Below are 21425 nucleotides of genomic sequence, written 5' to 3' on the forward strand. Positions count from 1 at the left end.
CCTAAGTGACTGACGCACAAACACCAGCCATTGCCTGCCAGAATCTCTGGCAGGTCTTTGGCCCCGGTGCAGACAAGGCCCTGACCGACGCGCTGTCTCGGTCAGGGAATGACGCCGACAAAGCCGCCACAGACTTGCGCGAACGCGGGTTCATCCCCGCCGTGCAGGATGCCAATTTCGAGGTCAAAGAGGGCGAGCTTTTCGTTATCATGGGCCTGTCGGGCTCGGGCAAATCGACGCTGATCCGATGCATCTCGCAACTGCTACCCGGTACGGGCGGTGAAATCCGCGTGGATGGCGAGAACGTCATTGGAGCCTCCAAAAAGGTACTGACCGACCTGCGCCGTAAGAAGCTGGGCATGGTGTTCCAGCATTTTGGTCTTTTCCCCCATATGACCGTCGCCGAAAACGTGGCCTATCCGCTGCGCGTTCAGGGCGTCGGTAAAAAGGAACGTCTGGCCCGCGCGCAAGAGGTGATCTCATTGGTCGGTCTTGAGGGGCGCGAAGACAGCTTCCCACGGCAGCTATCGGGCGGTCAGAGGCAACGTGTGGGCATCGCCCGCAGTCTTGCCGTGAACCCCGACATTTGGTTTTTGGATGAGCCGTTCTCGGCCCTCGATCCCCTGATCCGTCGTCAGTTGCAGGACGAATTCCTGCGCATACAGGCGACGTTGAAGAAATCCATCGTCTTTATCACTCACGATATCCAAGAGGCGCTGAAACTGGCCGACCGCATCGCGATCATGCGCGATGGCAAGATCGTGCAGATCGGCACGCCCACCGATATCGTGCTGCGCCCGGTCGATGACTACGTGCGCGAATTCTCGAAAGACGTCGCCAAGGGCCAACACGCCAAGGTCGCCTCGGTCATGCGCGACGAGTCCGAGCGTGGCCCGGACGATCCCGGTCTGACAACCAGTATGACATTGGACGCTGCGCTGGCGCATTGCATGGAGCTGTACGAACCGGTGCCAGTGCGGGATGAGGCGGGCAATATCGTCGGCACGGTTCACCCGTCCGATCTGGCTGCGGCGCTGCAGGTGGATGAGACATGACGGCGATCACGGACATCCCTGCACAGGCGCGCCTGACGATCGGAGCCAAGGCGGCACTGATTACTGTTGTCGTCGGCGCGCTGTGTCTGGCGCTTGAGGGTATTGCCCCGTGGCTGGTTAAATGGCCCACCGCATGGGAGATGCCGGCGACGCAGTGGGTCGGAGCCTTCCTCGACTGGTTCCTGAACGGTATCAAACCGGCGATGCGGTTGTTTTCCGACCTGATGACCTATCCGATGGATGCGGCGAATTTTGTTCTGGCAAATACGCCATGGCCGATCCTGATTGGGCTTGTCACCGCGCTGGGCTGGTATCTGGGCGGGCTGCCCATGGCGGCGCTGGGGTTCTTCGGCCTCAGCTTCGTGCTGGCCTCGGGCTATTGGGCTGAAAGCATGAACACTCTGGCGCTGGTGGCCGTTTCGGTCCCAGTGGCGCTGGTTGTGGGTGGAGGGATCGGCATTCTGGCCAATGAGATCCCCCGCGTGAAAAACTTTGTTCAAGCCGTGCTGGACGTCATGCAGACCGTGCCGACCTTCGCTTATCTGACGCCTTTGCTGCTGCTCTTTGGTTTTGGCCCGGTGGTGGGTTTGATCGCGTCGGCCGTCTACGCGGCACCGCCCATGGCGCGCAACGTGATGCTGGGCTTGGAACGGGTCGAGCCCGAGATCAAAGAGGCCGCCATCATGTCCGGTGGCACACGGTTCCAGCAGCTGTTTCAGGTGGAAATCCCGGCAGCGGCAACGCAGATCATGGTAGGTGTGAACCAATGCCTGATGGCGGCCTTGTCGATGGTGATCATCGCGGCCGTGATCGGTGGCTTCAACGATATCGGCTGGGAGGTTCTGCTGACCATGCGCAAGGCGCAGTTCGGCGAATCCCTGATGGCCGGTCTGGTTATCGTGGTGTTTGCCGTCGTCATTGACCGGATGAGCGGAACGCTGGCCACCGAGCGCAAACGCTATGACCAGCGAGTCGTCTGGGCGGTTCTGGGCTTTACTGTGCTGTTCACTGCGGCCTTCTGGCTGTGGCTGCCGAACCCCTCTGAACTCACCCTGCTGGACCCGCTAGCCGGGGCCATCGACAGTGGCTTGACCGCCTTCACTCAGGCCAACGGCCCTTGGCTGGATGCGCTCAAGAACAACTCGCTGTTCTATGTGCTGCTGCCACTGCGGATTGGTCTCGACCAAGCGGTGCTGCCGTTCACATGGGGCTTTCAGTGGACACCGGGCATGAGCTACGGCCTGTTCGCTGCGGCTGCTGTCATCGCTGCGCTGATGGCGTGGCGTGGGCACCTGACCGGAGGGCTGGTTGTGCTGATCCTGATCGGCATGTTGGAAACCGGCATTGCAAACCTGCCATGGCCCTTTGTCCTAACCGGTGCCGCTGCCCTCAGCTATGTGGCGGGGGGCTGGCGACTGGCTGCGCTGTCAGTGGGGCTGCTTTGCACCATCCTCGTCTCGGGCCTGTGGGAGCGCGCCTTGTTGTCGCTCTACCTCAGCGGTGCGGCTGTGTTTTCCTGTGCTGTGGTCGGCGGGCTGATCGGTCTGGCCAGCGCGGTTTGGGAACCCGTTTGGAAAATCGTACGTCCGATCTGTGACATGCTGCAGACGATCCCTCTGTTCGTGTTTCTGATCCCGGTGCTGATGGTGTTTCAGATCGGTGAGTTCTCGGCCTTTCTGGCGATCTGCGCTTATGCGGTCGTGCCGATGATCCGCTACACGCGGCACGGCTTGGTCAACACCCCAGCCGAGATGATGGAGGCCGCCATTTCCAGCGGCGCGACCGAGTGGCAGATCATGCGCGATGTCCGCGCGCCCTATGCCGCGCCGACCATCCTGCTGGGGCTGAACCAGACAATCCTGTATGCCTTTGCGATGCTGGTGATCGCGGCGCTGATCGGCACCACCGGCCTGGGCCAGTCGATCTATCTGGCGCTGGGGCAGGCGGATGTTGGGCTTGGCATCTCGGCCGGGGCGGCGATGGCCATTCTGGCGCTGATTGCCGACCGTATGGTTCAGGGATTTGCCGAAGAACGCCGCAAGGCGCTGGGCCTGTAACAAAGGGCAGGGGGCGGCGTGACCGCCCCGCCCGCCACTTGATTTCGGACAAAGACGGACCCGCCGCGCAGGACTAGACCGGGCGCAACAGGTTCGGAGCATCTTATGACCGGTTGGGTTCTTTTCCTTGCAGCGCTGATCACCTTTCTGCTGACACATGCCATTCCGGCACGTCCCGTCGTGCGCGGGCAGTTGATCACGGTGCTGGGGCGCAAAGGGTATTTCGCGGCCTATTCCGTGCTGTCACTTCTGGTTTTGGGCTGGTTGATTATCGCTGCTGCCCGGGCGCCGTATGTCGAGGTAATCCCGCCCTGGACGCTCTTCCGCTGGGTGCCTTTGCTAGTCATGCCGGTGGTCTGCTGGCTTGCCGTCTCCGGGATGGCGATCCAGAACCCGTTCTCGTTCGGCGGGCTGGGTCAGCGCGCGTTTGATCCGGAAAACCCGGGCATCCTGAGCAGCACGCGCCATCCGGTGCTGGCGGCGCTGATGCTTTGGGCGCTGGCGCACCTGCTGGCCAATGGCAGCCTGTCGCATGTGATCCTGTTCGGTCTGTTTGGGGGCTTTGCCGCGATGGGTATGGCTCTGATCGACCGGCGCAAATCCCGGGAGATGGGCATCGAATGGATTCGCCTGTCCCGCAACACCGCGCGCTTTTCCCTGCGCGCCCCGCATCCCTGGCCGCCCCTTTGGGTCTGGCTGGCCTCACTTGCTGCTTTTGCGGTTCTGCTTCACCTGCACACAGCTGTGATCGGGCTTTCTCCGCTGCCGTAGCGCAGAAGAGTGGCCGGACCGCATCTTGCGTGCTATCTGAAATGTCACAGTTTTACGACGAGGGTCCCTGAATGAACCTGGCCTATGTAACCACCACCGATCGCGGCGCGACCGACCGCTTGTTAAGCGCGGCCGCAGAACAGCTTTTGAAATCCGGTGCACGGCTGTCGGGTGTGGTGCAAACCAACACCGAATGCGCCGACAACACCAAGTGCGATATGGACGTGCGTGTCCTGCCAGAGGGCGAGACCATACGCATCTCGCAATCGCTGGGAACGCAGTCGCGCGGCTGCCGTCTGGACCCTGCCGCGCTGGAGCAGGCCGTGGGGTATGTCACGGCCTCGCTGGAGGATGCGCCGCAGTTGTTGATCGTCAACAAATTCGGCAAGCACGAAGCAGACGGGCGCGGCTTTCGTCCCGTGATCGCCGAGGCGCTGGCACAGGACATTCCGGTTCTGGTCGGCGTGAATGGCCTGAACAAAGAGAAATTTCAGGACTTTACCGGCGGCGCCGCGGAAGAAATTGCACCAGATCTGGATGCGATCATCGACTGGTTCAACCGCGTTTCCGCACAAAGGGCTAATGCTGCCTAAGCCAAGTCCTTTGCAGGTAAGTCGACAAAACGCCTTTGGTCCGCCAAGGGCGTTTTTTGCAAAAAGGCGATCGAGAAAGCCAGAAAACGCGACGCACCGAATGCAGCATGTTGCGCTTTGTCACCATCTGGGGAAGATGGTGGGCGACCCTGAACTGGTAGTTTCAAGCTAAATCAATGGCTTGAAGTGTAAACCCCGGCGAAAGCGTCTTATTGTTTTTCAAGGACTTTCACGTGAACTGTCAAACTTTACAGGGCCTCAAGAGAGGAACTGAAGCATGAATCACGCTTGACGATTACAAAAAACCCCCGCCGAGAAAAACGGCGGAGGCATCCAAAAAAAACGATCCCGCAATCCTCTGCCAAAAGGAAGCAAGATGCTGAATAAAAATAGCAAAACCACCACCAAAGCACAAGCGCAACAAGTTTATGACCAGAACAGACAAGCGGCCCTAGATGCTGCAGCTCATGACCTGCGGGTATTCCCCGTTCACGTGACCCACGACCCGAAAAAGCCCGGCAAGAAGAAAGCCAAGGTTCTTGTCAAATCTTGGGTGAAAGACGCCTCGACTGATCCCGTCCAGATTAACAGTTGGTGGGATGAAAACCCTAGTGCGGTTCCGGGGATGCCAACTGGCGATTTTCTTGTGATTGATTTGGATGATCGCGACGGGAAGGACGGTTCCGCTGCATACAAGGCTATGGGTCTCGACCCGGAAGATGCGCTTTTCACTGTAGAAACACCGTCTGGGGGCGAGCACCTTTATTTTGAGAACTCGATTGGTCTCAGCATTTCACAAGACAATATCGCCCCGGGCATCGACACACGCGGAAAAGGCGGCTTCGTGTTTGCCCCCGGTGCCCGGACGGTCTTCGGGGAATACCGAATAAAACGGGGTGATTTGAACTATCTTCAACTTGGTTGTTTGACCGCTGTCCCTCAGCTAATTTTTCATGCACTCACGAAACAGAAATGCGAGAAGGAACAATCTGCACTCGGCGAGTGCGATCTAGACACGATCCGTGATGCACTGAATGTCGTGCCCAATGACCTCTACTATGGCGACTGGATTGAAACCCTAATGGCCGTTCATCACGCAACCGGCGGCGCGGAAGAGGGGCTTGCTCTCGCTCTGGCATGGTCTGCGGGCTACGATGGTTTTTCCATCAAAGAAGTCCAGAGTAAGTGGCGGTCATTCGGCAAATTCGAAGGTAATTCTATCACAAAAAAAACACTTTTCATGAAAGCGCGTGAGCATGGTTGGGACGACCCGCTTGCGCTCTTGACTGACGCGGATGTTGAGATTGGCGAGACGACTGATTTGCGGTCCGCTGGGCACGGGTCGCTGGATGCAGAAGCCCGCGAACTATTGGGGCTTCCGCCCTCGCGATTGAAATTTCTGAGCCCGACTGATTGCGAAACCCTGCCTACCCGGAACTATCTTATCAAGGGTCTGCTGGGCGAGGGCGACGTTGCCGCTGTCATTGGCGCACCGGGTGCGGGTAAATCTCTTCTGGCCCCTTATCTGGGCTATGCAATAGCGCAAGGCGCGGAAGTCTTCGGCTGCCGGAACCGACAGGGCGGCGTCTTCTACGTTGCCGCAGAGGATAGCCATGGCATGCGCGCGCGAGTTCAGGCACTCCGAGGTCAATACGGTGATGCCGATGCCTTCAGGTTGGTGGAAGGCGTCTCCGATCTATTGAGCGAAAACAGCGAAGACCTGAAGGCATTGCTGATCGCTGTTGAGGACCGGCGCCCGGTGCTAATTGTGATCGACACGCTCGCTATTGCCTTCCCAGGCTTAGAAGAGAACGAGGCGAAGGCGATGGGCCGAGTCGTTGCTGTAGCCCGTAGCTTGACCCGATGGGGTGCCGCCGTCGTGCTTGTCCACCACGACACCAAGGCCGGCGACGGGCTGCCGCGAGGTCACTCCATCCTGAACGGCGCGTTGGACCTGTCACTGCACCTGAAGCGCAACGGCAAGGTGGTCTGCGTCCGACCGACCAAGAACCGGAACGGCAGCACTGATCAGCAACTGGCCTTTCGCGTTGACACGGTCCAGATGGGAAATGACGATGACGGCGAGCCGGTCTTGACCGCGATCTGCGTGGAGGAGCACGCCACCGAACTGCAAAAGACAGGCAAGCCATTGGCCCGAAGTAAACGTGTCGCACTCGAAATCCTGACAGACTTGCTCCGGTGGCAGAGTAGTGTTTCTGAAGATGAGTGGCGGGCGGCGTGTATCGCCGATCCGAAGTTCTCTGCGGCGGAAACTGATAACGGAAAACGCAAGACATTCCGCGAGGCCCGCGTGGACCTTGCAGACCGAGAATTGATCGCACTTCGCGATCGGGGTTTTGTTCTGACGGAAAATGACCACGGGGCGCAGCCGGAGGACGACCATGAGATCCTGTGAGAGACGGGACTTTCAGGAAACACTTCCCCTCACGTCCCCGGCAAACCGGGAGATGGGCAGGGGACGGGACAGGACACACCCCTTAGAGGGGGTGTCCCAAGTCACCGCCCCTCAAATGCCATTTTGACAGTGTTGAGAAATTCATAAGGAGAGCCACGGCGGGGAAGCTGTTCGCTCGGGTCCTTCCCGAGGGAGGCTTGCTCCGGGGGGTGCGCCGAGCCCCAGTTTTCCATAGCTTTTGGGGCCTCTAACGATAACAGACCTATTTCGCCCGCCATGTATGGTTTCAGCATCTCGTGCCAGCTTGCAATCAAGGCTTTAACCATAGGATTGCTTCCTAGGTTTTTGGACCCTGCGCCATAACAGATCCAGTGGCTTCCTCGACGAGGTCGCTGGAGAAATTCATCCATCGGACTCGATGTCGTCGTTCTCACCCGCCGCTTCAACAGCAGTCTTCGCCACTTGTTCTGATTGCCAGTCCCCATAGGAAACGTTGGAGCCGCTGACCTTCCAAGACGAGCGACCGTTGTCGGGGCGCCCGTAAACCACCGCAGATGCCGCGCTTGGGCTATTGAACGCGACATCTTGCGCAAAGCTAAGAAGGCCCTTTTGCCCCGGGACCAGCTTGCCCGTCTTGATTAGCTGCGCGTGCCGTTTTGAATAGCTGTGGTCCGAAGTGCTCGACCAGGCACTCACTGCGTCCGATCCCTCCAGAACAATAAATTCCCCTTCGACCTCGCGGGCGCGCGCTTCCAACCCAAGCTTACTGTGGACAAACTTGAACAGTGGTGCGACTTCGATTTCTGAGGTGATTTCGTCCCCGGCGGAAACTACCTTGGTCATGGCTCTGTGCTGGCGAAGGAAATCAAACCCAAGGACCGGCAGGATGAGGCGAAGCTGGTCTATGAAGTACTCCATGTCGGACGCGTCGGCCTCCGGCAGGGCGACCGGCGGGGGTGCCGTGCTATTCTGAACACTGGAGTTGCCCACAGCGTTTGCGATAGCAATCAACCGCGCCTCTAGATAACGCGCATGCGCCTTAGTGATGTTCTGGTCTTTGCTGGTTACAACGCAAGTGCTCTCCCAGAAATCCTTGCCGGAGTCTCTGTTGTGCTGAACGAGACGCTTTCGGACATTGTCGCTTTCACCGATGTAGAGTTGAAGGGTATCCGGGTCCTTAGGATCGCGACCAGTCAGGAAATAGATTCCGGTACGGTCAAGTTCCGAGCGTTTGAGGAAAGCAGGCAATCCATTCCGTGACCCGGATAGGACATGACCAGTCCAGTTCATTATCTCGGCCGTTGTCAGGCCGGACGCCGTGCCTTCGGCAAGAAACAATTTTACCGATCTCCCTAGTCGGGAACTCATGCTACAACCTCCATCGCCTTCTCACTCCCCCACGATACAAATTTCGCCCGACATCAGCATGAGTATTAGGAGGCTGTGGGTCGCCTCGAAACCGAGGTTCGGGCCGGATATGTACTGATTGTTCAACGAAGTTTATGCCATCTCATTTCTGACTTCCAATCATCTGCGAATTTGCGGGGGCGCAAGACGAAACCTGCAACCCGGCCTTTCTATCAACTATTTGCCAAAGTAAAGATAAGCGGTTTCGAAACAACCCGTAGGAAAGCAGTAACAGCCTTGGGCAGACGCAATGAGGATTCAGCGTTACCTAACTTGACAGACGCATTTTGCGCCATACTGGCAAACCATTATCCGAGCCGCCTTGGATATGCCCAAATTCTCATGTTAGCGTGCCGCCAAAGATACAGTGGGAGGATTCCCGCTTAAGAAAACAAAGATAAGAGCAGGCTGTATACTATGAGCGCAGATATTAAATCACTTAGTTCTTTCGTCTGGTCTATAGCTGAGCTGCTTCGTGGGGATTTTAAGCAATCTGAGTATGGCAAAGTAATATTGCCCTTTGTCGTGCTGCGACGCCTAGACTGCATTCTTGAAGAGAGCAAGCAGAGCGTCCTCGACATGGCCGCATCGCTGCCAGATGATATGGACGACGAGGCACGCGACACGCTGCTTTTTGGCTCTGTTGGTCAAAACATCCGCATTTACAACTTGTCCCACTTCACCTTTGCTTCGCTCAAGGGGCAGGATGCCAAAGACATCCATATGAACCTGCTCGACTACATCACCAAGTTCTCAGGCAACGTCCGCGACATCTTCCTCGACAAGTTCCTGTTCACTGATCAGCTAAAACGGCTGAACGATGCCGGGCTGCTCTATCAGGTGTTCGACCGCTTCACCCAGATTGACCTGCACCCCGACGCGATCTCTAACCTTGAAATGGGGTATCTGTTCGAAGACCTCATCCGCCGCTTCTCGGAGATTTCAAACGAGACAGCAGGGGAACACTATACCCCGCGCGAGGTCATCCGTCTCATCGTCTCGTTATTGCTCATCAACGACAAGGACGCGCTGACCGGCTCTGGCGTCATCCGGCAGGTCTATGACCCGGCAGCGGGCACAGGCGGGATGCTGTCAATTGCTGAGATGGAGATGAAGGCGCTCAACGACCGCATCCGCGTCGAACTCTTCGGGCAGGAACTGAACCCCGAGTCCTTCGCGATCTGCAAATCCGACATGCTGGTGACCGGGCACAACCCCGAGAACATCGCCTTCGGCAACACGCTGACCCAAGACGCCCACGCTAACAAACGCTTCCATTACATGTTATCAAATCCGCCCTATGGCGTGGACTGGAAGAAATACGCTGACCCCATCAAGGACGAGGCTGCAGAACTAGGCATGGGCGGGCGCTTTGGTGCAGGCCTGCCGCGGATCTCGGACGGACAGCTGCTCTTCCTACAGCACATGATCTCGAAGATGCGGAACGATGAGCAAGGCTCGCGTGTTGGTATTGTCATGAATGGCTCACCGCTTTTCACGGGCGGGGCCGGATCCGGCGAGAGTGAGATACGTCGCTGGATGCTTGAAAACGACTGGGTGGAGGCTATCATCGCGCTGCCCACCGACCTATTCTACAACACCGGCATCCAGACATATGTTTGGCTGCTCACGAACCGCAAGGACACAGCCCGGCGCGGCAAGGTGCAGCTGATTGACGCCAGTGGTGAGCGTTTCTGGAAGTCCATGCGCAAGTCCCTCGGGTCCAAGCGTCGCGAAATTCCGATTGAAGCCTGCGATGAGATCGCCCGCATCTACGCTGAGATGTTGAACGGCGACGGTGACTGGGGCGAAGTTTCAAAAATCTTTAAGACGACCGACTTTGGCTATCGTGAAATTCGGGTGGATCGACCGTTGAAACTCGCCTTTGCGGTGACCCCCGAGGGACTTGAGACGGTGCGCGAGGCCAAGCCATTTCAAAAACTTGAAGAAAGTGAGCAGAGCCGCGTTCTGGCGGCGTTGGAGGCCCTTCCTACCGATGAACGTTGGATCAACCGCGACGACTTCGACAAGGCACTCACAGCGGCGTTTAAAGAGTCTGGCCTCAAGGTTGGAGCGCCGGTTAGAAAGGCGATCCTTTCGGCCTTGTCGGAGCGTGATGAAGACGCCGAGGCTTGCGCTGACAGCAAGGGCAACACTGAACCGGACACCAATCTGCGCGATCACGAATTGGTGCCGCTGAATGAGGACTGGCGCGATTATGTGAGACGTGAGGTCCTGCCCTTTGTCCCGGATGCCTGGGTGGATGAAACTCACACCGATGGGCAGGACGGCCACGTTGGGCGTGTCGGGTATGAGATCAACTTCAATCGCTATTTCTACAAATACGTTCCACCCCGTCCGCTCGACGAGATCGATGCCGAGTTAAAGGAGCTGGAGGCAGAGATTGCAGATCTGCTTCGGGAGGTGGTTGAGTGAGTTTCGCGGTTCATGAAGACTGGAAAATGGCGTTCGGAGAATTTTCTAGTTGGTATCGCGTTCGTGATCATTTTGACCTGATAAACGGCTAGGTATCGTTGTTGGGATTCGATGGATGCAAAGCCACGATGATATAGTTGAGTCGTTCAGCCTTAAAACGCAAAGCTTTGAAGAGCTAAGCGACGCAGTCGTCAACTGGGATCAGGAGTATGACCAGTTGTCGGGCGGTCAATTCGAGGGTGGCCTCAAGCTGGCGCAGGTTAATGAGTCCCAGATCCTCAGAATTCGATGGGGACAAAAAATTCGCTACCGTGGAACAGCCCCAGCTGGGGCTTTTGCCTTTGCTTTGCCGTTCGATCAGCAAGGAGATGCAAACTGGATCGGCCAGAAAGCGGGCGTGGACACAGTTCTCATGCAAGCACCAAACAAGGCCGGCGATCTGATTTCCTCCAATTTCTACGACGCGCTGGTGCTCGGAGTTCCTGAAAACGACGTGTTCCGGATTTCATCGGCGCTATCTGGGAAAGGCGAAATCAGTGGCAACTTGCATGGGGCCTCAACCCTTTCGACGGCAGGTGCAGCTTCTTTACGCCATCAGGGACAATCGCTCATTGACCGGGCTATCTCAGATTTTTCCGACGACAGAGCCGCTCTTAAGCGTCTCTCCGATCAGTTTATCAAGTTGTTCCTTTGGGAGCTGGTGAAGTCAAATGGCGGCGGCCTAAAGGAACACCGGGTTTCCAGACCGGCCAGACTGGTGGGGGACGCAACAGATCTGGTTCTATCCGACGTGACCGGAAACATAGGATTGACCACTCTTTGCGCTCATTATGGTGTCAGCCTTAGGACACTTCACTATGCATTCAAAGATGTCACGGGCCTTTCAGCTGCGACCTGGCTGCGACGCATGAGGCTCAATAGAGTGCATCGCGAACTGCAAGGCGCGATCTCGAATGGGGCTACAATAGGCAGCGTGGCCGCGACTTACGGCTTTCACCATCAAGGGCATTTCACGAACCAATACAAGCGGCTGTTCGGCTGCCTGCCATCGGAAACACTGCATCGCAATTAGACGGAAGTTTAGTCTCAAAAACCCAGTCTCAAGAGATGTTTGCAGATTTTGGATAAGAATGATGCGTGATTTTGACAGCCAAAGAGGCCACCATTGTCGAGTAGTCTGATGGTTGCGCAGCGGCGCCTTCAGCCACAAGAATTCCGATCAAATTTTTTAGGAGAGATACATGAAACTTCTTACCAATCATTTATCGGCGGCAATTGCCCTCAGCCTCATTGCGGCGGGCGCCAGCGCCTCCAAGGCCCATGCAAATGAGGACACTGTCTCAACGGAGCTTCCGCCATTGATGCAGCAAATCAACAATGGCAACTGGCTTGAGGAGTCTGAGGCGCAGAAATTGGTAGACGAACTCTACTATCATAGAGCGATTCAGGCCTACTACGACATGTTACCGGCAATGAACACCATTGGCCTGCGCGATGGGTCTGAGGCAGTGTTTGGAGCGGGCTACAACGTCATTCCGATCTGGAAAGAAAGAATGGACTCCCGCGCCTGGGTTCCGACACCTAACGCTGACGTTATTTATTCAATGGGTTACGCAGATCTCAAAGAAACCGGCCCATTGGTTGTTGCGGCTCCACCCAATACAGTGAGCATGCTCACAGATTTCTTCCAAGTAACGTTGACGGACGTAGGCGCCGCTGGTCCAGATGGCGGAAAAGGCGGACTGTATCTCCTTCTTCCACCCAACTACGATGGCCCGGTTCCGAATGGCGGGTATTACACGTTCGAGTCTCCGACATACAACGTGTTTATCTTCTTTCGCACAATCATGAAGCAGGGTGATGGTGGTCCAGATCCCTCCGAGGCGGTCGCGACGGCGGAACAAATTCGTATTTACCCACTTTGGGAAGTGGAGAAGGATATTCCGGCAATGGAGTTCCCGAACGCCTCGGGCAAGCGCCTCAACATGATGTATGAAACCGATTTCGACTTTTGGACGAAAATGAAAGAGTTCGTGGACCATGAGCCTTACTCGGCCATTCCGCCGGCTACTCGCGGTGTTTTGGCTTCCCTCGGCATCAAGAAGGGTGAGCCATTTAATCCAACTGCCAAGCAAATGGAATCCTTGAACAAGGCGATGGAAGTTGCACCAAAGATGATCTTTGCCTCCAGGCAGGTCGGTCGACCGGATGGCCGTAACTTCTATTACTATGACAGACAGTATGAACGCGTTTGGTCTGGAGCTACCGCCGAGTTTATGCAGGACGGCTACCTCGACATCGACCAAAGGGCTGCCTTTATGCAATTTGCATACAGCACGTCACCAGCAATGGTTAAACGCGTTATCAATGGTGGTGCAAAATATCCGGTTACTGCCAGAGACGCGGACGGCGAATTCTTGAATGGTAGCCACCACTACAAGCTACATCTGCCGGCGGGTATTCCGGCGAAGCTGTTCTGGGCAGTAACGCTCTACAACGTAACCGATGGGACGATGCCGGAAACTGACCAGTTCATGCCGTCTATCAATCAATTCAACGATTACGAGAAGAATGATGATGGTTCGGTTGATCTCTACTTCGGTCCGACGCTGCCAGACGGCGCTCCTGAGTCCAATTTCATCAAGACCGTTGAGGGAAGAAACTTCCTGACAGCTGTGCGACTGTTTGGAACGGGTATCGAGTTCTTCGACCAAACTTGGAAACCCGACGATGTTGCGAAAATTGACTAATTTTCAAATCGTTGGATAAAAAAGTTCTGAAAGCCCGCAGGGAACTGTGGGCTTCCTGGACAACTGTGATCGCAGCGCACCAAGGAATCTGACCTTTCACAATCGCGAAGTATCTATTGCTCTCGTGGCAACCGGCAGAAAAGCAATTCCTCGTCGAATCCACAACATTTTGTAGCTTTCTGAAGTTGACCACAAAATGACACCCCCAACGAGGCGTCGGGGGCACAACTTAAGTGAACGGCTGGCTGTCTACACCCGACGTAGGGGGCAGACTGCTCCAATAACGGGTGAAGAGTTTTCGCAACTTCTGAACTCTCGCGACGATAAGACCCGTAGCGAAATATTCTCATATCTCAGCCGGGGGCGCGACATTGGGTTCGATCAGGTGATTGTCGCGGATCCTAGGAGCGGCGCAGAAGATGATGGGCAAGAAATGACATTCTATCTGCCTGAGACTGCCGCAGCGGACATGAATGTTATCGACGAGGGAACGCTTGTTCAGGACGACGGCGCACCCGCGTACAAACTTGTGGGCAACGTCCAATTGGCTGCGCCCGCCGACAATGACCCCCGCAACCCAATGCGAACCAAAGACGCCGTCGACGTGATGCGTCCAACCATCGTAGGGGTGTTCGGCGATCAGTTCCCTTGGTCATACGCGCATCTGCGAAAAGCAGCAGAACACCTTGGGTTCTGGGACCAAGCGGTTGGCGACAAGACGAACACCGGAGTGGAGCCAATCACTGGAACGACGCTCTACTATGGAAGGGGGCGCGAGGCGGTGATGCAGTTCGCGAAACAGACCCCCGACGACTTTGTAGAAGTGGTTGGCTCGAAACAGACGCAAACAGTCTGGAAACAGCAGCACGATGTTGCGGCCTTAGAAGCCGAGCAAGAAGGTTGAAGCTGAACACACCATACGCCAACTTCAAAAGCTCTTTCCAACGGATAGTCCCGCAATGACCGAAGTACGAAAACGCAAGAAACGTGAGATTATGCCGCCGCAAAGGGAATGGCCGCCGATACCTTTAGAACCTACCGATACCGAAGACCAAGATAATACTATCGTTTCTCGTCTACCTGGCCGCAACGGGTTGGCAGGAGCCGACGATATTGTCCAATGGCTCGCGCAGTTAATGAACAAGAAAAGTGTTTCATACGATCAGCTTTCACACCTCTCAGGCGTTCCCTCCCGGACTATCAAGAAATGGTTCAGCAGCGACGAAAAATCTCGAACTATTCCCAAACTCAATACTATCCAAGCTTGCTTCGAAGCGTTGGGCCAATCGCTCATCGTCAGTCCGCCAAGTGTTCAGATTGGAAACGGCCAGAAGTTCTATCCAATTGACAACTTCCGTCGGCAACTCTTGGAAGATTGGCTAGACCAGTCGGCCAGATCGAGAGGTGTATCCGTTTCCGCCTTAATCGAAGACTTGGAAACCAATCATCGCAGGGCGATCGAGAACCAAACGAAGGGTTATCGGAGGCGAGAGTTGTAAAAGTGCCTTTTAGGGCACCAGAAAACACCGAAGAAATACTCCATGTTTTGCTCAGAACGCCCAAGAAGCTTTGTGAGGCCCGCATAGTGAGTAAGAAAACCCTGCCAAATACAGACATTCGCCCCCCTTATATCCGTGAGCGTCAGATCGTATCCCGCTTCGGAGTTTCACGAGGCACCCAGTATCGCTTGCGTCGGCGCGGCATCTTTCCGCGAGGGATACGGGTGAGTCCACGGACTGTAATATATTCTGAGCCGGAGATCATCGATGCGCTGGCCGCATTGGCTACGGATGCGAAGAGGTAAGTCAATGGCCACCGCCTCCCAAGTACGACACAGGGTCTTGCCGCCGCCTTGCGCAAGGCTGCTGTCACGTGGAGAGGCATCAGCATATGCCGGGGTTAGCCCGAATACTTTTGACCGCATGATGGGCGATGGCCTGATGCCCGGCCCCAAGCGTGTGTATAATCGCGTGCTTTGGGACGTGCGTGCGCTCGACAGTGCGATTGATGCCTTGCCGGGCGACCAAGACTCGTCAGATGCTGGCGGTTCCGACATCAATGAATGGGACTGACCAATGAAACAACTCCGAAGACCGCCCAAATACTGTCAGGGCTTTGAAGACAGACATGGCAAGATGCGCTGGTATTATCGCCGCACGGGCTATCCCCGTGCTGCATTGTCCGGTTTGCCATGGAGTCCCGAGTTCATGGCCGCTTATGAGCTGGCGGCCCAAGGCGAACGCATGGACGTGGGCAGGACCAAGAGCAAGCCGGGGACCATCACCGCACTGGTGGCTAGTTACTACCGCACGTCCGACTTCACCAACCTGTCCGATGTAACAAAACGCACGTATCGCAACATCTTAGAACGGTTTCGAAAGGAGCACGCAGACAAGAGGGTGGCCTTGCTTCAGCGCCGGCACATTCAAAGATTGGTGAACGAAAGGGCAGGAACACCATCCGCTGCGAACCGCCTCTTGCGAATGATCCGCATCCTTATGCGTCACGCAGTTGAAATGGGCTGGCGTCGCGATGATCCGACCATAGGCGTGCGCAAGCTGAAAGAAAATACAGGGGGCTTCACTACTTGGGAGGATGAACACATTGAACGTTTTTTGGCGCATCATAAGCCCGGGTCTCGGGCGCATTTGGCGTTGATGCTTTTGCTCTACACGGGGCAGCGCAGGGCCGATGTGGTGCGCATGGGGCGGCAACACGTCAGAAACAATGTGCTGACGATCACGCAGCAAAAGACGGGCCAGCAAGTTTCGATCCCGATACACTTTGAGCTGAAACGTACCCTCGATTCTTTGCCGAAAAACAATTTGACATTTTTGGTGTCCGACCGAGGCGGCCCGCTGAAGCCCGAGAGTTTCACCAATTGGTTCAAGCGCATGGTTCAAGACGCCGGACTTTCTGGCTTGTCAGCTCACGGTCTGCGCAAGGCAACTTGTCGAATGTTGGCAGAAGGCGGATGCACACCGCATCAAATCATGGCTATCAGCGGTCACAAAACCCTGTCCGAAGTCACCCGTTACACTGTGGCCGCAAGCCGCGCGCAACTGTCTGAGGACGCTATGGCATCAATGGGTAAGGTCAAAGAAAGAACGTAAACTGTCAAACCTCATACAAAAGTTTGACAATTCGCTCTGTAAGTATCTGACTATTTTAAGTGAAATTTGGAAATGGTGGGCGACCCTGGAATCGAACCAGGCGTGCGTCTCCGCGAGGGAGTTACAGTCCCCTGCCACACCTTGCGGCCTGTCGCCCACTGTCAGGCGTTGCACCTGACGTGGAGGCGTGATTACTAGCGCCTTAAACGAGCGTCAACAGGAAAATACCGCTTTGGCGCAGGAAACCGAATTCCCGGCCCGGAGGCCCAAGAAATGAAGAAACCCAAGTGGGTCGTTGAAAAGGAACAGGCGCGCAAGGCGGCGGCTTCTGAAACCGTGTGGCTGTTCGGCCTGCACGCCGTGCGCGATGCCCTGATGAACCCGAAACGACAGAAGCTGCGCCTGATCGTAACCCGTAATGCCCGTGACAAGTTGAGCGAAGCCATTGAATTTGCAGGGGTCGAGGCCGAAATGGTCGATCCGCGAAAATTTACGGCTCCAATCGATCCCGGCTCGGTGCATCAGGGCGCGGCACTTGAGGTCAAACCGCTGGACTGGGGCGGATTAGCCGAGAACTGTATCGGGCGTGAACACCCGCGTGTCATCTTGCTGGACCGTGTAACCGACCCACATAACGTGGGGGCCATTCTGCGCTCGGCCGAGGTCCTGGGGGCCAGTGCGGTCATCGGCACGCGACATCACTCGGCCCCGGAAACTGGCGCTTTGGCCAAAACGGCCAGCGGCGCGTTGGAGCGGCAACCTTACCTGCGCATGCGCAATTTGGCCGATACCATTGTCGAGTTGCAGAATATGGGTTTTCTGGTCCTGGGCATGGACGGAGAGGCCGAGCAAACAATTGAAGAGACGCTAGATGGCCGGTTCGACCAGCCGGTCGCCTTGGTGCTGGGGGCTGAGGGGCCGGGATTGCGGCAAAAGACCAAGGAAACCGTGGATCATCTGGTGAAAATCGACGCGGCGGGCGGTTTTGGGTCTCTGAACGTCTCAAATGCGGCGGCGATTGCCCTATATGCATCGAGACACAGATAGACAGGAGCGCGCCATTTCCACCCCTTCGAAAATTGCCACCTGCTGCTATTGCGGCACGCGGGCCGCATTGGTGCTGAAAGGCAAGCAGCGCCATGAGCTTAGTTGCTCAAGCTGCGGCGCCCCCTTGCACGACCTGAAAATGGTGCCCAAGCGTAAACTGTCCGAGCCCAAACCGGATCGCAGATACGAAAAGCCACGGAAAGCCAAAAAGAAGAAGAAAAAGGGCGTATTCTCGCGCGTGTTCGATGAGGCGTGGGATGTGATAGAGGATATTTTCGACTAACTCAGTTTATTCGGGCACGACCGTTCACATCCGCGTTAATTGGGGTTTCAGATGCGTTAAAGAATTGCATCTTGATACCCTGACTTTCTAATGAACGCGCTATGATGATGAACCGACGTTTTCTCTTTGGTGCAATTTGTGCCGCTATGATTGCTCCTGCCGCGTTTGCGCAGGAATTGCCCGTTTTCTACAAAACGGACGGTGCAGCTATGGCCGGTTATGATGTGGTGTCCTATTTCGGGGATGGTGCACCTGTTCGCGGTCTGCCAGAGTATTCGGTCGTGTGGAAAGGGGCTGAATGGCACTTTGCAACAGCCGAAAACCAAGCCGCTTTTGAGATGAACCCACGGGCCTACGCCCCGCAATTCGGCGGCTATTGCGCCTATGCGATGGCACAGGGTGAGCTGGTCAGTACAGACCCGGCGCTGTGGCGTGTGATTGACGGGCGGCTCTATTTGACTCACTCGCGCGAGATTGAGCGTATGTGGATACAGGATACTGCCGGTTACATCGAAATGGCCGAGGCGCATTGGCCCGTTGTCCTTTACGAAAACTAGGCGAAGTTCCGCTTTTCGTGATCTGTCATCACAAAAATGCGCACCCCCTCTTTTTTTTAACCAAGACATGCTTAAATGTCACAGTGACCGCGGAACGGAACTGCCGCGGGTCATTTCACTGTCCCTCGTTCCAACACCTTGCGCCCAGGTCTTTACCTGGGCGCTTTTTTCTTTGGTCCTTGGCGCTTAAGGTGGCCGCATGACCGACTATACCGATGCTTTCCTGACTGACATCCTGAAACGTACCAAGACAGTGGCCGTTGTTGGTGTGTCGATGAATCCTGTGCGCCCCAGCTACTACGTGGCGCGCTACCTGTCGTTGAAGGGCTACATGGTCATTCCGGTCAATCCCGGACACGCGGGCAAAGACTTGTTCGGCAATACGGTGCGGGCGTCCCTGTCTGAAATCGACGAACCGGTCGATATGGTCGATATCTTTCGCCGGTCCGAGGCGGTTCCCCCGATCGTCGACGCGGCGTTGGACGCCTTCCCGAACCTGCGCACGATCTGGATGCAGATCGGCGTAGAACATCCCGAAGCGGCCGCCAAGGCGCAGGCGCGCGGGGTTGATGTTGTGATGAACCGTTGCCCCAAGATCGAATACCAACGCCTGTTCGGAGAGCTGCGTATGGGTGGGTTCGCCACCGGAGTGATCTCATCCAAGCTTTGAGCTATTCGCCTGCATAGGGCAGCAGTGCACCGTATTGTTCGGCGCGTCGTTTTTCCAGAACGGTCTCGCGCGGGATCCAGTCATATCGGGTGTCCTCGGGCAGGGGGGACCAAAACAGGACGCCACCATACCGCCAGGGGTCCAGAATCACGCCGTCATACATCGTCTCGCCCTTGCGGCTGATGATCGCTGTGCTGTGGTCGATTCGAAATGGGTTGTCGGCATTCGCAATGGCGCGGTGCATCTCAAGCGTTCGGAACTGTTCCTGATCCAGGCGGCGTTCGATGTCCTCGGCCCAGTGCCAGCACAGCCCGCGGGGACGCAGGCCCTTGTTGACCTTGGCATTATGGATCAACGGAGGATCGGTGATCTGATATTCCTGCGCCAACTGTGCGGTATAGGCATAGGCGATCTGGGCCGCCCGGTCAGCCTCTTCAGGGTCGATGCCCGGCCCGAGGCTTCGTATTTCAGTGGCCAAACGCTGCACATCCTCCGGCGTCGACCGAGGAGCGGTCGCGCAAGCGCCCAGTACAACAAGGGCCAGCATGAACAAAATCGGCCTGATCAGCGCCAAGATTCCTAAGCGAAGGGTCATGCAACCATCTTAAAGCGCGATTGTGACGGTCGTCACCCCTTTGAACGCGCAGCTTTTTCTGCGATGCCACTGATGCCTTGACGGCGAGCCAGTTCAGCCAGCACATCGTCTAGCGCCACGTCGCGGGCCGCCAGCATGACAAGCAGATGATACAGTACGTCCGCAGCCTCTGACGTCAACTTTTCCACGTCGCCTTTGGTGGCTTCGATGATCGCCTCGATGGCCTCTTCTCCGAACTTCTCGGCGCATTTCTCGGGGCCTTTCGCCAACAGCTTGGCGGTCCAGCTGCTGTCAGGGTCAGCGTTTTTGCGGGCCTCAATCGTGGCGGCCAGATCGTGCAGTATGCTCATGTCAGCCTCATCGGGATGCCTGCGGCGGCCATGTGTTCCTTGGCCTCGCGAATGGTGTATTCGCCGAAATGGAAGATCGAGGCTGCCAGGACGGCGCTGGCCCCGCCTTCGGTCACGCCTTCGACCAGATGGTCCAGATTGCCGACCCCGCCCGAGGCGATCACCGGCACGTCCACCGCATCGGAAATCGCGCGGGTCAGGGGCAGGTTGAACCCCGCCTTGGTGCCGTCGCGGTCCATCGAAGTTAGCAGAATCTCACCCGCGCCCTTGGCGACAACGGATTTGGCAAACTCGACAGCGTCAATACCAGTGGGCTTGCGACCGCCATGCGTGAAAATCTCCCACTTGCCGGGGCTGACGGTCTTGGCGTCGATGGCGCAGACAATGCACTGGCTGCCGAACTGATCTGCCGACTCGGCGATCACATCGGGGTTGGCCACGGCAGCCGAGTTGAAGCTGACCTTGTCCGCCCCCGCCAGCAGCAGGGCGCGTACATCGTCCTTGGTGCGTACGCCGCCGCCTACGGTCAGGGGGACAAAGCACTGTTCCGCGGTGCGCTGAACCACGTCGAACATGGTGCCCCGGTTTTCATGGGTGGCGTGAATGTCCAGAAAACAGATCTCATCCGCGCCTGCCTCATCATAGGCCTTGGCCGATTCCACCGGATCGCCCGCATCGCGCAGACCGACGAAGTTGACGCCCTTGACCACGCGGCCATCAGCGACGTCCAGACAGGGAATGATGCGGGTTTTCAGCATGGCGATGTCCTTTGTTGGCGCACCTGTAACGGCAAAGCCCCGCCGATGCCAGACTTGTGATTGTGATCTGCCGCGAAGCCGTGGAAATTAAGGATGAAATTCATGAAAAGGATTATCGAGATGCGACATCTTATTCTGGCTTCAATACTCACTTTCGGAGGGGCACTGTCCGCCATGGCAGACGACATCATCAAAGTTGAAACAGACAAATCCGTGACCGAGGCGCTGGACGCGCTCGAGGCTGCCGTTGGCAATGCAGGCGCAACGGTCTTTGCCCGCGTTGACCACGCCGCAGGGGCCGAGAAGGTGGGCACGCCAATTCCAGCCAATCAGGTGCTGATCTTCGGCAACCCTGCGCTGGGCACGCCCGCCATGCAGATCGATCCGCGCGCCGGGCTGTTCCTGCCGCTGAAGGTTCAGGCTTATGAGGACGCCGAGGGGCAGGTCTGGCTGGCCTATGAGGACCCGAAAGAGACCTTGGACGATTTGAATGGCGTCTCTAACGCGCCCGTCGTCGAAAAGATGCGCGGCGCGCTGGCCAAGCTGACCGCCGCTGCCGCACAGTAA

Annotated in this window: 22 protein-coding genes and 1 tRNA gene; 18 read left to right on the forward strand and 5 right to left on the reverse strand. The window is 56.6% G+C overall.

The window, feature by feature from the left end:
* The first annotated feature begins 5 nt into the window (after window positions 1–5).
* The 5 genes from ACR0DB_RS05305 to ACR0DB_RS05325 all read left to right on the forward strand — a co-directional run bounded on the left by ACR0DB_RS05305 (window position 6) and on the right by ACR0DB_RS05325 (window position 6892).
* Window positions 6–1055: a quaternary amine ABC transporter ATP-binding protein gene (locus ACR0DB_RS05305; protein ID WP_170769177.1), complete on the forward strand. Its 1050-nt coding sequence runs from the start codon at window positions 6–8 to the stop codon at window positions 1053–1055.
* Window positions 1052–3112, forward strand: a complete 2061-nt coding sequence (locus tag ACR0DB_RS05310; RefSeq protein ID WP_480549389.1) for an ABC transporter permease — start codon at window positions 1052–1054, stop codon at window positions 3110–3112. The genes ACR0DB_RS05305 and ACR0DB_RS05310 overlap by 4 nt, the downstream gene beginning before the upstream one ends.
* Before the next feature lie 105 nt (window positions 3113–3217).
* Window positions 3218–3883 (forward strand): NnrU family protein, encoded by a 666-nt coding sequence (locus ACR0DB_RS05315; RefSeq protein ID WP_480549391.1) that lies wholly within the window; start codon window positions 3218–3220, stop codon window positions 3881–3883.
* 71 nt (window positions 3884–3954) lie between these two features.
* Entirely contained in the window at window positions 3955–4476 is a 522-nt protein-coding gene (locus ACR0DB_RS05320) for a DUF2478 domain-containing protein (RefSeq protein WP_480549393.1), read from the forward strand.
* Window positions 4477–4852: 376 nt separating this feature from the next.
* Window positions 4853–6892, forward strand: a complete 2040-nt coding sequence (locus ACR0DB_RS05325) for an AAA family ATPase (RefSeq protein ID WP_170352516.1) — start codon at window positions 4853–4855, stop codon at window positions 6890–6892.
* Window positions 6893–7294: 402 nt separating this feature from the next.
* On the opposite strand, the gene ACR0DB_RS05330 is transcribed toward ACR0DB_RS05325, so the two are convergent.
* Window positions 7295–8260, reverse strand: coding sequence for a GIY-YIG nuclease family protein (locus ACR0DB_RS05330; RefSeq protein WP_170352517.1), 966 nt, complete (start codon window positions 8258–8260; stop codon window positions 7295–7297).
* A gap of 456 nt (window positions 8261–8716) precedes the next feature.
* On the opposite strand from ACR0DB_RS05330, the gene ACR0DB_RS05335 reads away from it, so the two are divergent.
* From ACR0DB_RS05335 to ACR0DB_RS05370, 8 genes are all read left to right on the forward strand, one after another.
* Window positions 8717–10735, forward strand: a complete 2019-nt coding sequence (locus ACR0DB_RS05335) for a type I restriction-modification system subunit M (RefSeq protein WP_170352518.1) — start codon at window positions 8717–8719, stop codon at window positions 10733–10735.
* Between the two features lie 115 nt (window positions 10736–10850).
* Window positions 10851–11807 (forward strand): helix-turn-helix domain-containing protein, encoded by a 957-nt coding sequence (locus ACR0DB_RS05340; RefSeq protein WP_170352519.1) that lies wholly within the window; start codon window positions 10851–10853, stop codon window positions 11805–11807.
* A 169-nt stretch (window positions 11808–11976) separates the two neighbouring features.
* Entirely contained in the window at window positions 11977–13485 is a 1509-nt protein-coding gene (locus ACR0DB_RS05345; protein WP_170352520.1) for a DUF1254 domain-containing protein, read from the forward strand.
* Window positions 13486–13918: 433 nt separating this feature from the next.
* Entirely contained in the window at window positions 13919–14389 is a 471-nt protein-coding gene (locus ACR0DB_RS05350) for a hypothetical protein (protein WP_170576564.1), read from the forward strand.
* 55 nt (window positions 14390–14444) lie between these two features.
* Window positions 14445–14984: a helix-turn-helix transcriptional regulator gene (locus ACR0DB_RS05355; protein WP_170352522.1), complete on the forward strand. Its 540-nt coding sequence runs from the start codon at window positions 14445–14447 to the stop codon at window positions 14982–14984.
* Between the two features lie 86 nt (window positions 14985–15070).
* A complete protein-coding gene (locus ACR0DB_RS05360; RefSeq protein WP_170352523.1) occupies window positions 15071–15289 on the forward strand; it encodes an AlpA family phage regulatory protein in 219 nt (72 codons plus the stop codon).
* Window positions 15290–15293: 4 nt separating this feature from the next.
* A complete protein-coding gene (locus ACR0DB_RS05365) occupies window positions 15294–15557 on the forward strand; it encodes a helix-turn-helix transcriptional regulator (RefSeq protein ID WP_170352524.1) in 264 nt (87 codons plus the stop codon).
* Between the two features lie 3 nt (window positions 15558–15560).
* Window positions 15561–16598: a tyrosine-type recombinase/integrase gene (locus ACR0DB_RS05370; protein ID WP_170576563.1), complete on the forward strand. Its 1038-nt coding sequence runs from the start codon at window positions 15561–15563 to the stop codon at window positions 16596–16598.
* A 73-nt stretch (window positions 16599–16671) separates the two neighbouring features.
* Here ACR0DB_RS05370 and ACR0DB_RS05375 read toward each other — a convergent pair.
* A tRNA-Tyr gene (locus tag ACR0DB_RS05375) sits at window positions 16672–16755 on the reverse strand.
* 116 nt (window positions 16756–16871) lie between these two features.
* Between ACR0DB_RS05375 and rlmB the strand changes: the two genes are divergently transcribed.
* The 4 genes from rlmB (at window position 16872) to ACR0DB_RS05395 (ending at window position 19155) form a co-directional block, all read left to right on the forward strand.
* The gene (gene rlmB / locus ACR0DB_RS05380; protein WP_480549396.1) at window positions 16872–17645 is read left to right on the forward strand and encodes a 23S rRNA (guanosine(2251)-2'-O)-methyltransferase RlmB; all 774 of its coding nucleotides are present in this window, start codon (window positions 16872–16874) and stop codon (window positions 17643–17645) included.
* 13 nt (window positions 17646–17658) lie between these two features.
* Window positions 17659–17928, forward strand: coding sequence for a hypothetical protein (locus ACR0DB_RS05385; protein WP_480549964.1), 270 nt, complete (start codon window positions 17659–17661; stop codon window positions 17926–17928).
* 107 nt (window positions 17929–18035) lie between these two features.
* On the forward strand, window positions 18036–18485 hold the full coding sequence (locus ACR0DB_RS05390; protein WP_237217127.1) for a YHS domain-containing (seleno)protein: 450 nt from the start codon (window positions 18036–18038) through the stop codon (window positions 18483–18485).
* A gap of 199 nt (window positions 18486–18684) precedes the next feature.
* Window positions 18685–19155: a CoA-binding protein gene (locus tag ACR0DB_RS05395; RefSeq protein ID WP_480503183.1), complete on the forward strand. Its 471-nt coding sequence runs from the start codon at window positions 18685–18687 to the stop codon at window positions 19153–19155.
* A gap of 1 nt (window position 19156) precedes the next feature.
* Here the strand turns inward: ACR0DB_RS05395 and ACR0DB_RS05400 are convergent, their stop codons facing one another.
* The 3 genes from ACR0DB_RS05400 to hisF are packed head-to-tail and all read right to left on the reverse strand — an operon-like array spanning window position 19157 to window position 20858.
* Window positions 19157–19750 carry a hypothetical protein gene (locus ACR0DB_RS05400; protein ID WP_480549398.1) on the reverse strand — a complete coding sequence of 198 codons (594 nt, stop codon included), beginning with the start codon at window positions 19748–19750 and terminating at the stop codon, window positions 19157–19159.
* 32 nt (window positions 19751–19782) lie between these two features.
* Complete coding sequence (locus tag ACR0DB_RS05405; protein WP_480549400.1) at window positions 19783–20100, reverse strand: phosphoribosyl-ATP diphosphatase; 318 nt, start codon at window positions 20098–20100, stop codon at window positions 19783–19785.
* Entirely contained in the window at window positions 20097–20858 is a 762-nt protein-coding gene (gene hisF, locus ACR0DB_RS05410; RefSeq protein WP_480549402.1) for an imidazole glycerol phosphate synthase subunit HisF, read from the reverse strand. Before hisF ends, ACR0DB_RS05405 begins: the two co-directional genes overlap by 4 nt.
* Before the next feature lie 174 nt (window positions 20859–21032).
* Between hisF and ACR0DB_RS05415 the strand changes: the two genes are divergently transcribed.
* Window positions 21033–21425, forward strand: coding sequence for a DUF302 domain-containing protein (locus ACR0DB_RS05415; RefSeq protein ID WP_170769827.1), 393 nt, complete (start codon window positions 21033–21035; stop codon window positions 21423–21425).

The organism is Ruegeria sp. AB6 (genome assembly GCF_056542685.1).

Bases quoted from the DNA above. Each gene is read 5' to 3' on its own strand.
- ACR0DB_RS05310 (WP_480549389.1), top strand. From the start codon at position 1,052: ATGACGGCGATCACGGACATCCCTGCACAGGCGCGCCTGACGATCGGA.
- ACR0DB_RS05315 (WP_480549391.1), top strand. From the start codon at position 3,218: ATGACCGGTTGGGTTCTTTTCCTTGCAGCGCTGATCACCTTTCTGCTG.
- ACR0DB_RS05320 (WP_480549393.1), top strand. From the start codon at position 3,955: ATGAACCTGGCCTATGTAACCACCACCGATCGCGGCGCGACCGACCGC.
- ACR0DB_RS05325 (WP_170352516.1), top strand. From the start codon at position 4,853: ATGCTGAATAAAAATAGCAAAACCACCACCAAAGCACAAGCGCAACAA.
- ACR0DB_RS05330 (WP_170352517.1), bottom strand. From the start codon at position 8,260: ATGAGTTCCCGACTAGGGAGATCGGTAAAATTGTTTCTTGCCGAAGGC.
- ACR0DB_RS05335 (WP_170352518.1), top strand. From the start codon at position 8,717: ATGAGCGCAGATATTAAATCACTTAGTTCTTTCGTCTGGTCTATAGCT.
- ACR0DB_RS05340 (WP_170352519.1), top strand. From the start codon at position 10,851: ATGCAAAGCCACGATGATATAGTTGAGTCGTTCAGCCTTAAAACGCAA.
- ACR0DB_RS05345 (WP_170352520.1), top strand. From the start codon at position 11,977: ATGAAACTTCTTACCAATCATTTATCGGCGGCAATTGCCCTCAGCCTC.
- ACR0DB_RS05350 (WP_170576564.1), top strand. From the start codon at position 13,919: ATGACATTCTATCTGCCTGAGACTGCCGCAGCGGACATGAATGTTATC.
- ACR0DB_RS05355 (WP_170352522.1), top strand. From the start codon at position 14,445: ATGACCGAAGTACGAAAACGCAAGAAACGTGAGATTATGCCGCCGCAA.
- ACR0DB_RS05365 (WP_170352524.1), top strand. From the start codon at position 15,294: ATGGCCACCGCCTCCCAAGTACGACACAGGGTCTTGCCGCCGCCTTGC.
- ACR0DB_RS05370 (WP_170576563.1), top strand. From the start codon at position 15,561: ATGAAACAACTCCGAAGACCGCCCAAATACTGTCAGGGCTTTGAAGAC.
- rlmB (WP_480549396.1), top strand. From the start codon at position 16,872: ATGAAGAAACCCAAGTGGGTCGTTGAAAAGGAACAGGCGCGCAAGGCG.
- ACR0DB_RS05390 (WP_237217127.1), top strand. From the start codon at position 18,036: ATGAACCGACGTTTTCTCTTTGGTGCAATTTGTGCCGCTATGATTGCT.
- ACR0DB_RS05395 (WP_480503183.1), top strand. From the start codon at position 18,685: ATGACCGACTATACCGATGCTTTCCTGACTGACATCCTGAAACGTACC.
- ACR0DB_RS05400 (WP_480549398.1), bottom strand. From the start codon at position 19,750: ATGACCCTTCGCTTAGGAATCTTGGCGCTGATCAGGCCGATTTTGTTC.
- ACR0DB_RS05405 (WP_480549400.1), bottom strand. From the start codon at position 20,100: ATGAGCATACTGCACGATCTGGCCGCCACGATTGAGGCCCGCAAAAAC.
- hisF (WP_480549402.1), bottom strand. From the start codon at position 20,858: ATGCTGAAAACCCGCATCATTCCCTGTCTGGACGTCGCTGATGGCCGC.
- ACR0DB_RS05415 (WP_170769827.1), top strand. From the start codon at position 21,033: ATGGCAGACGACATCATCAAAGTTGAAACAGACAAATCCGTGACCGAG.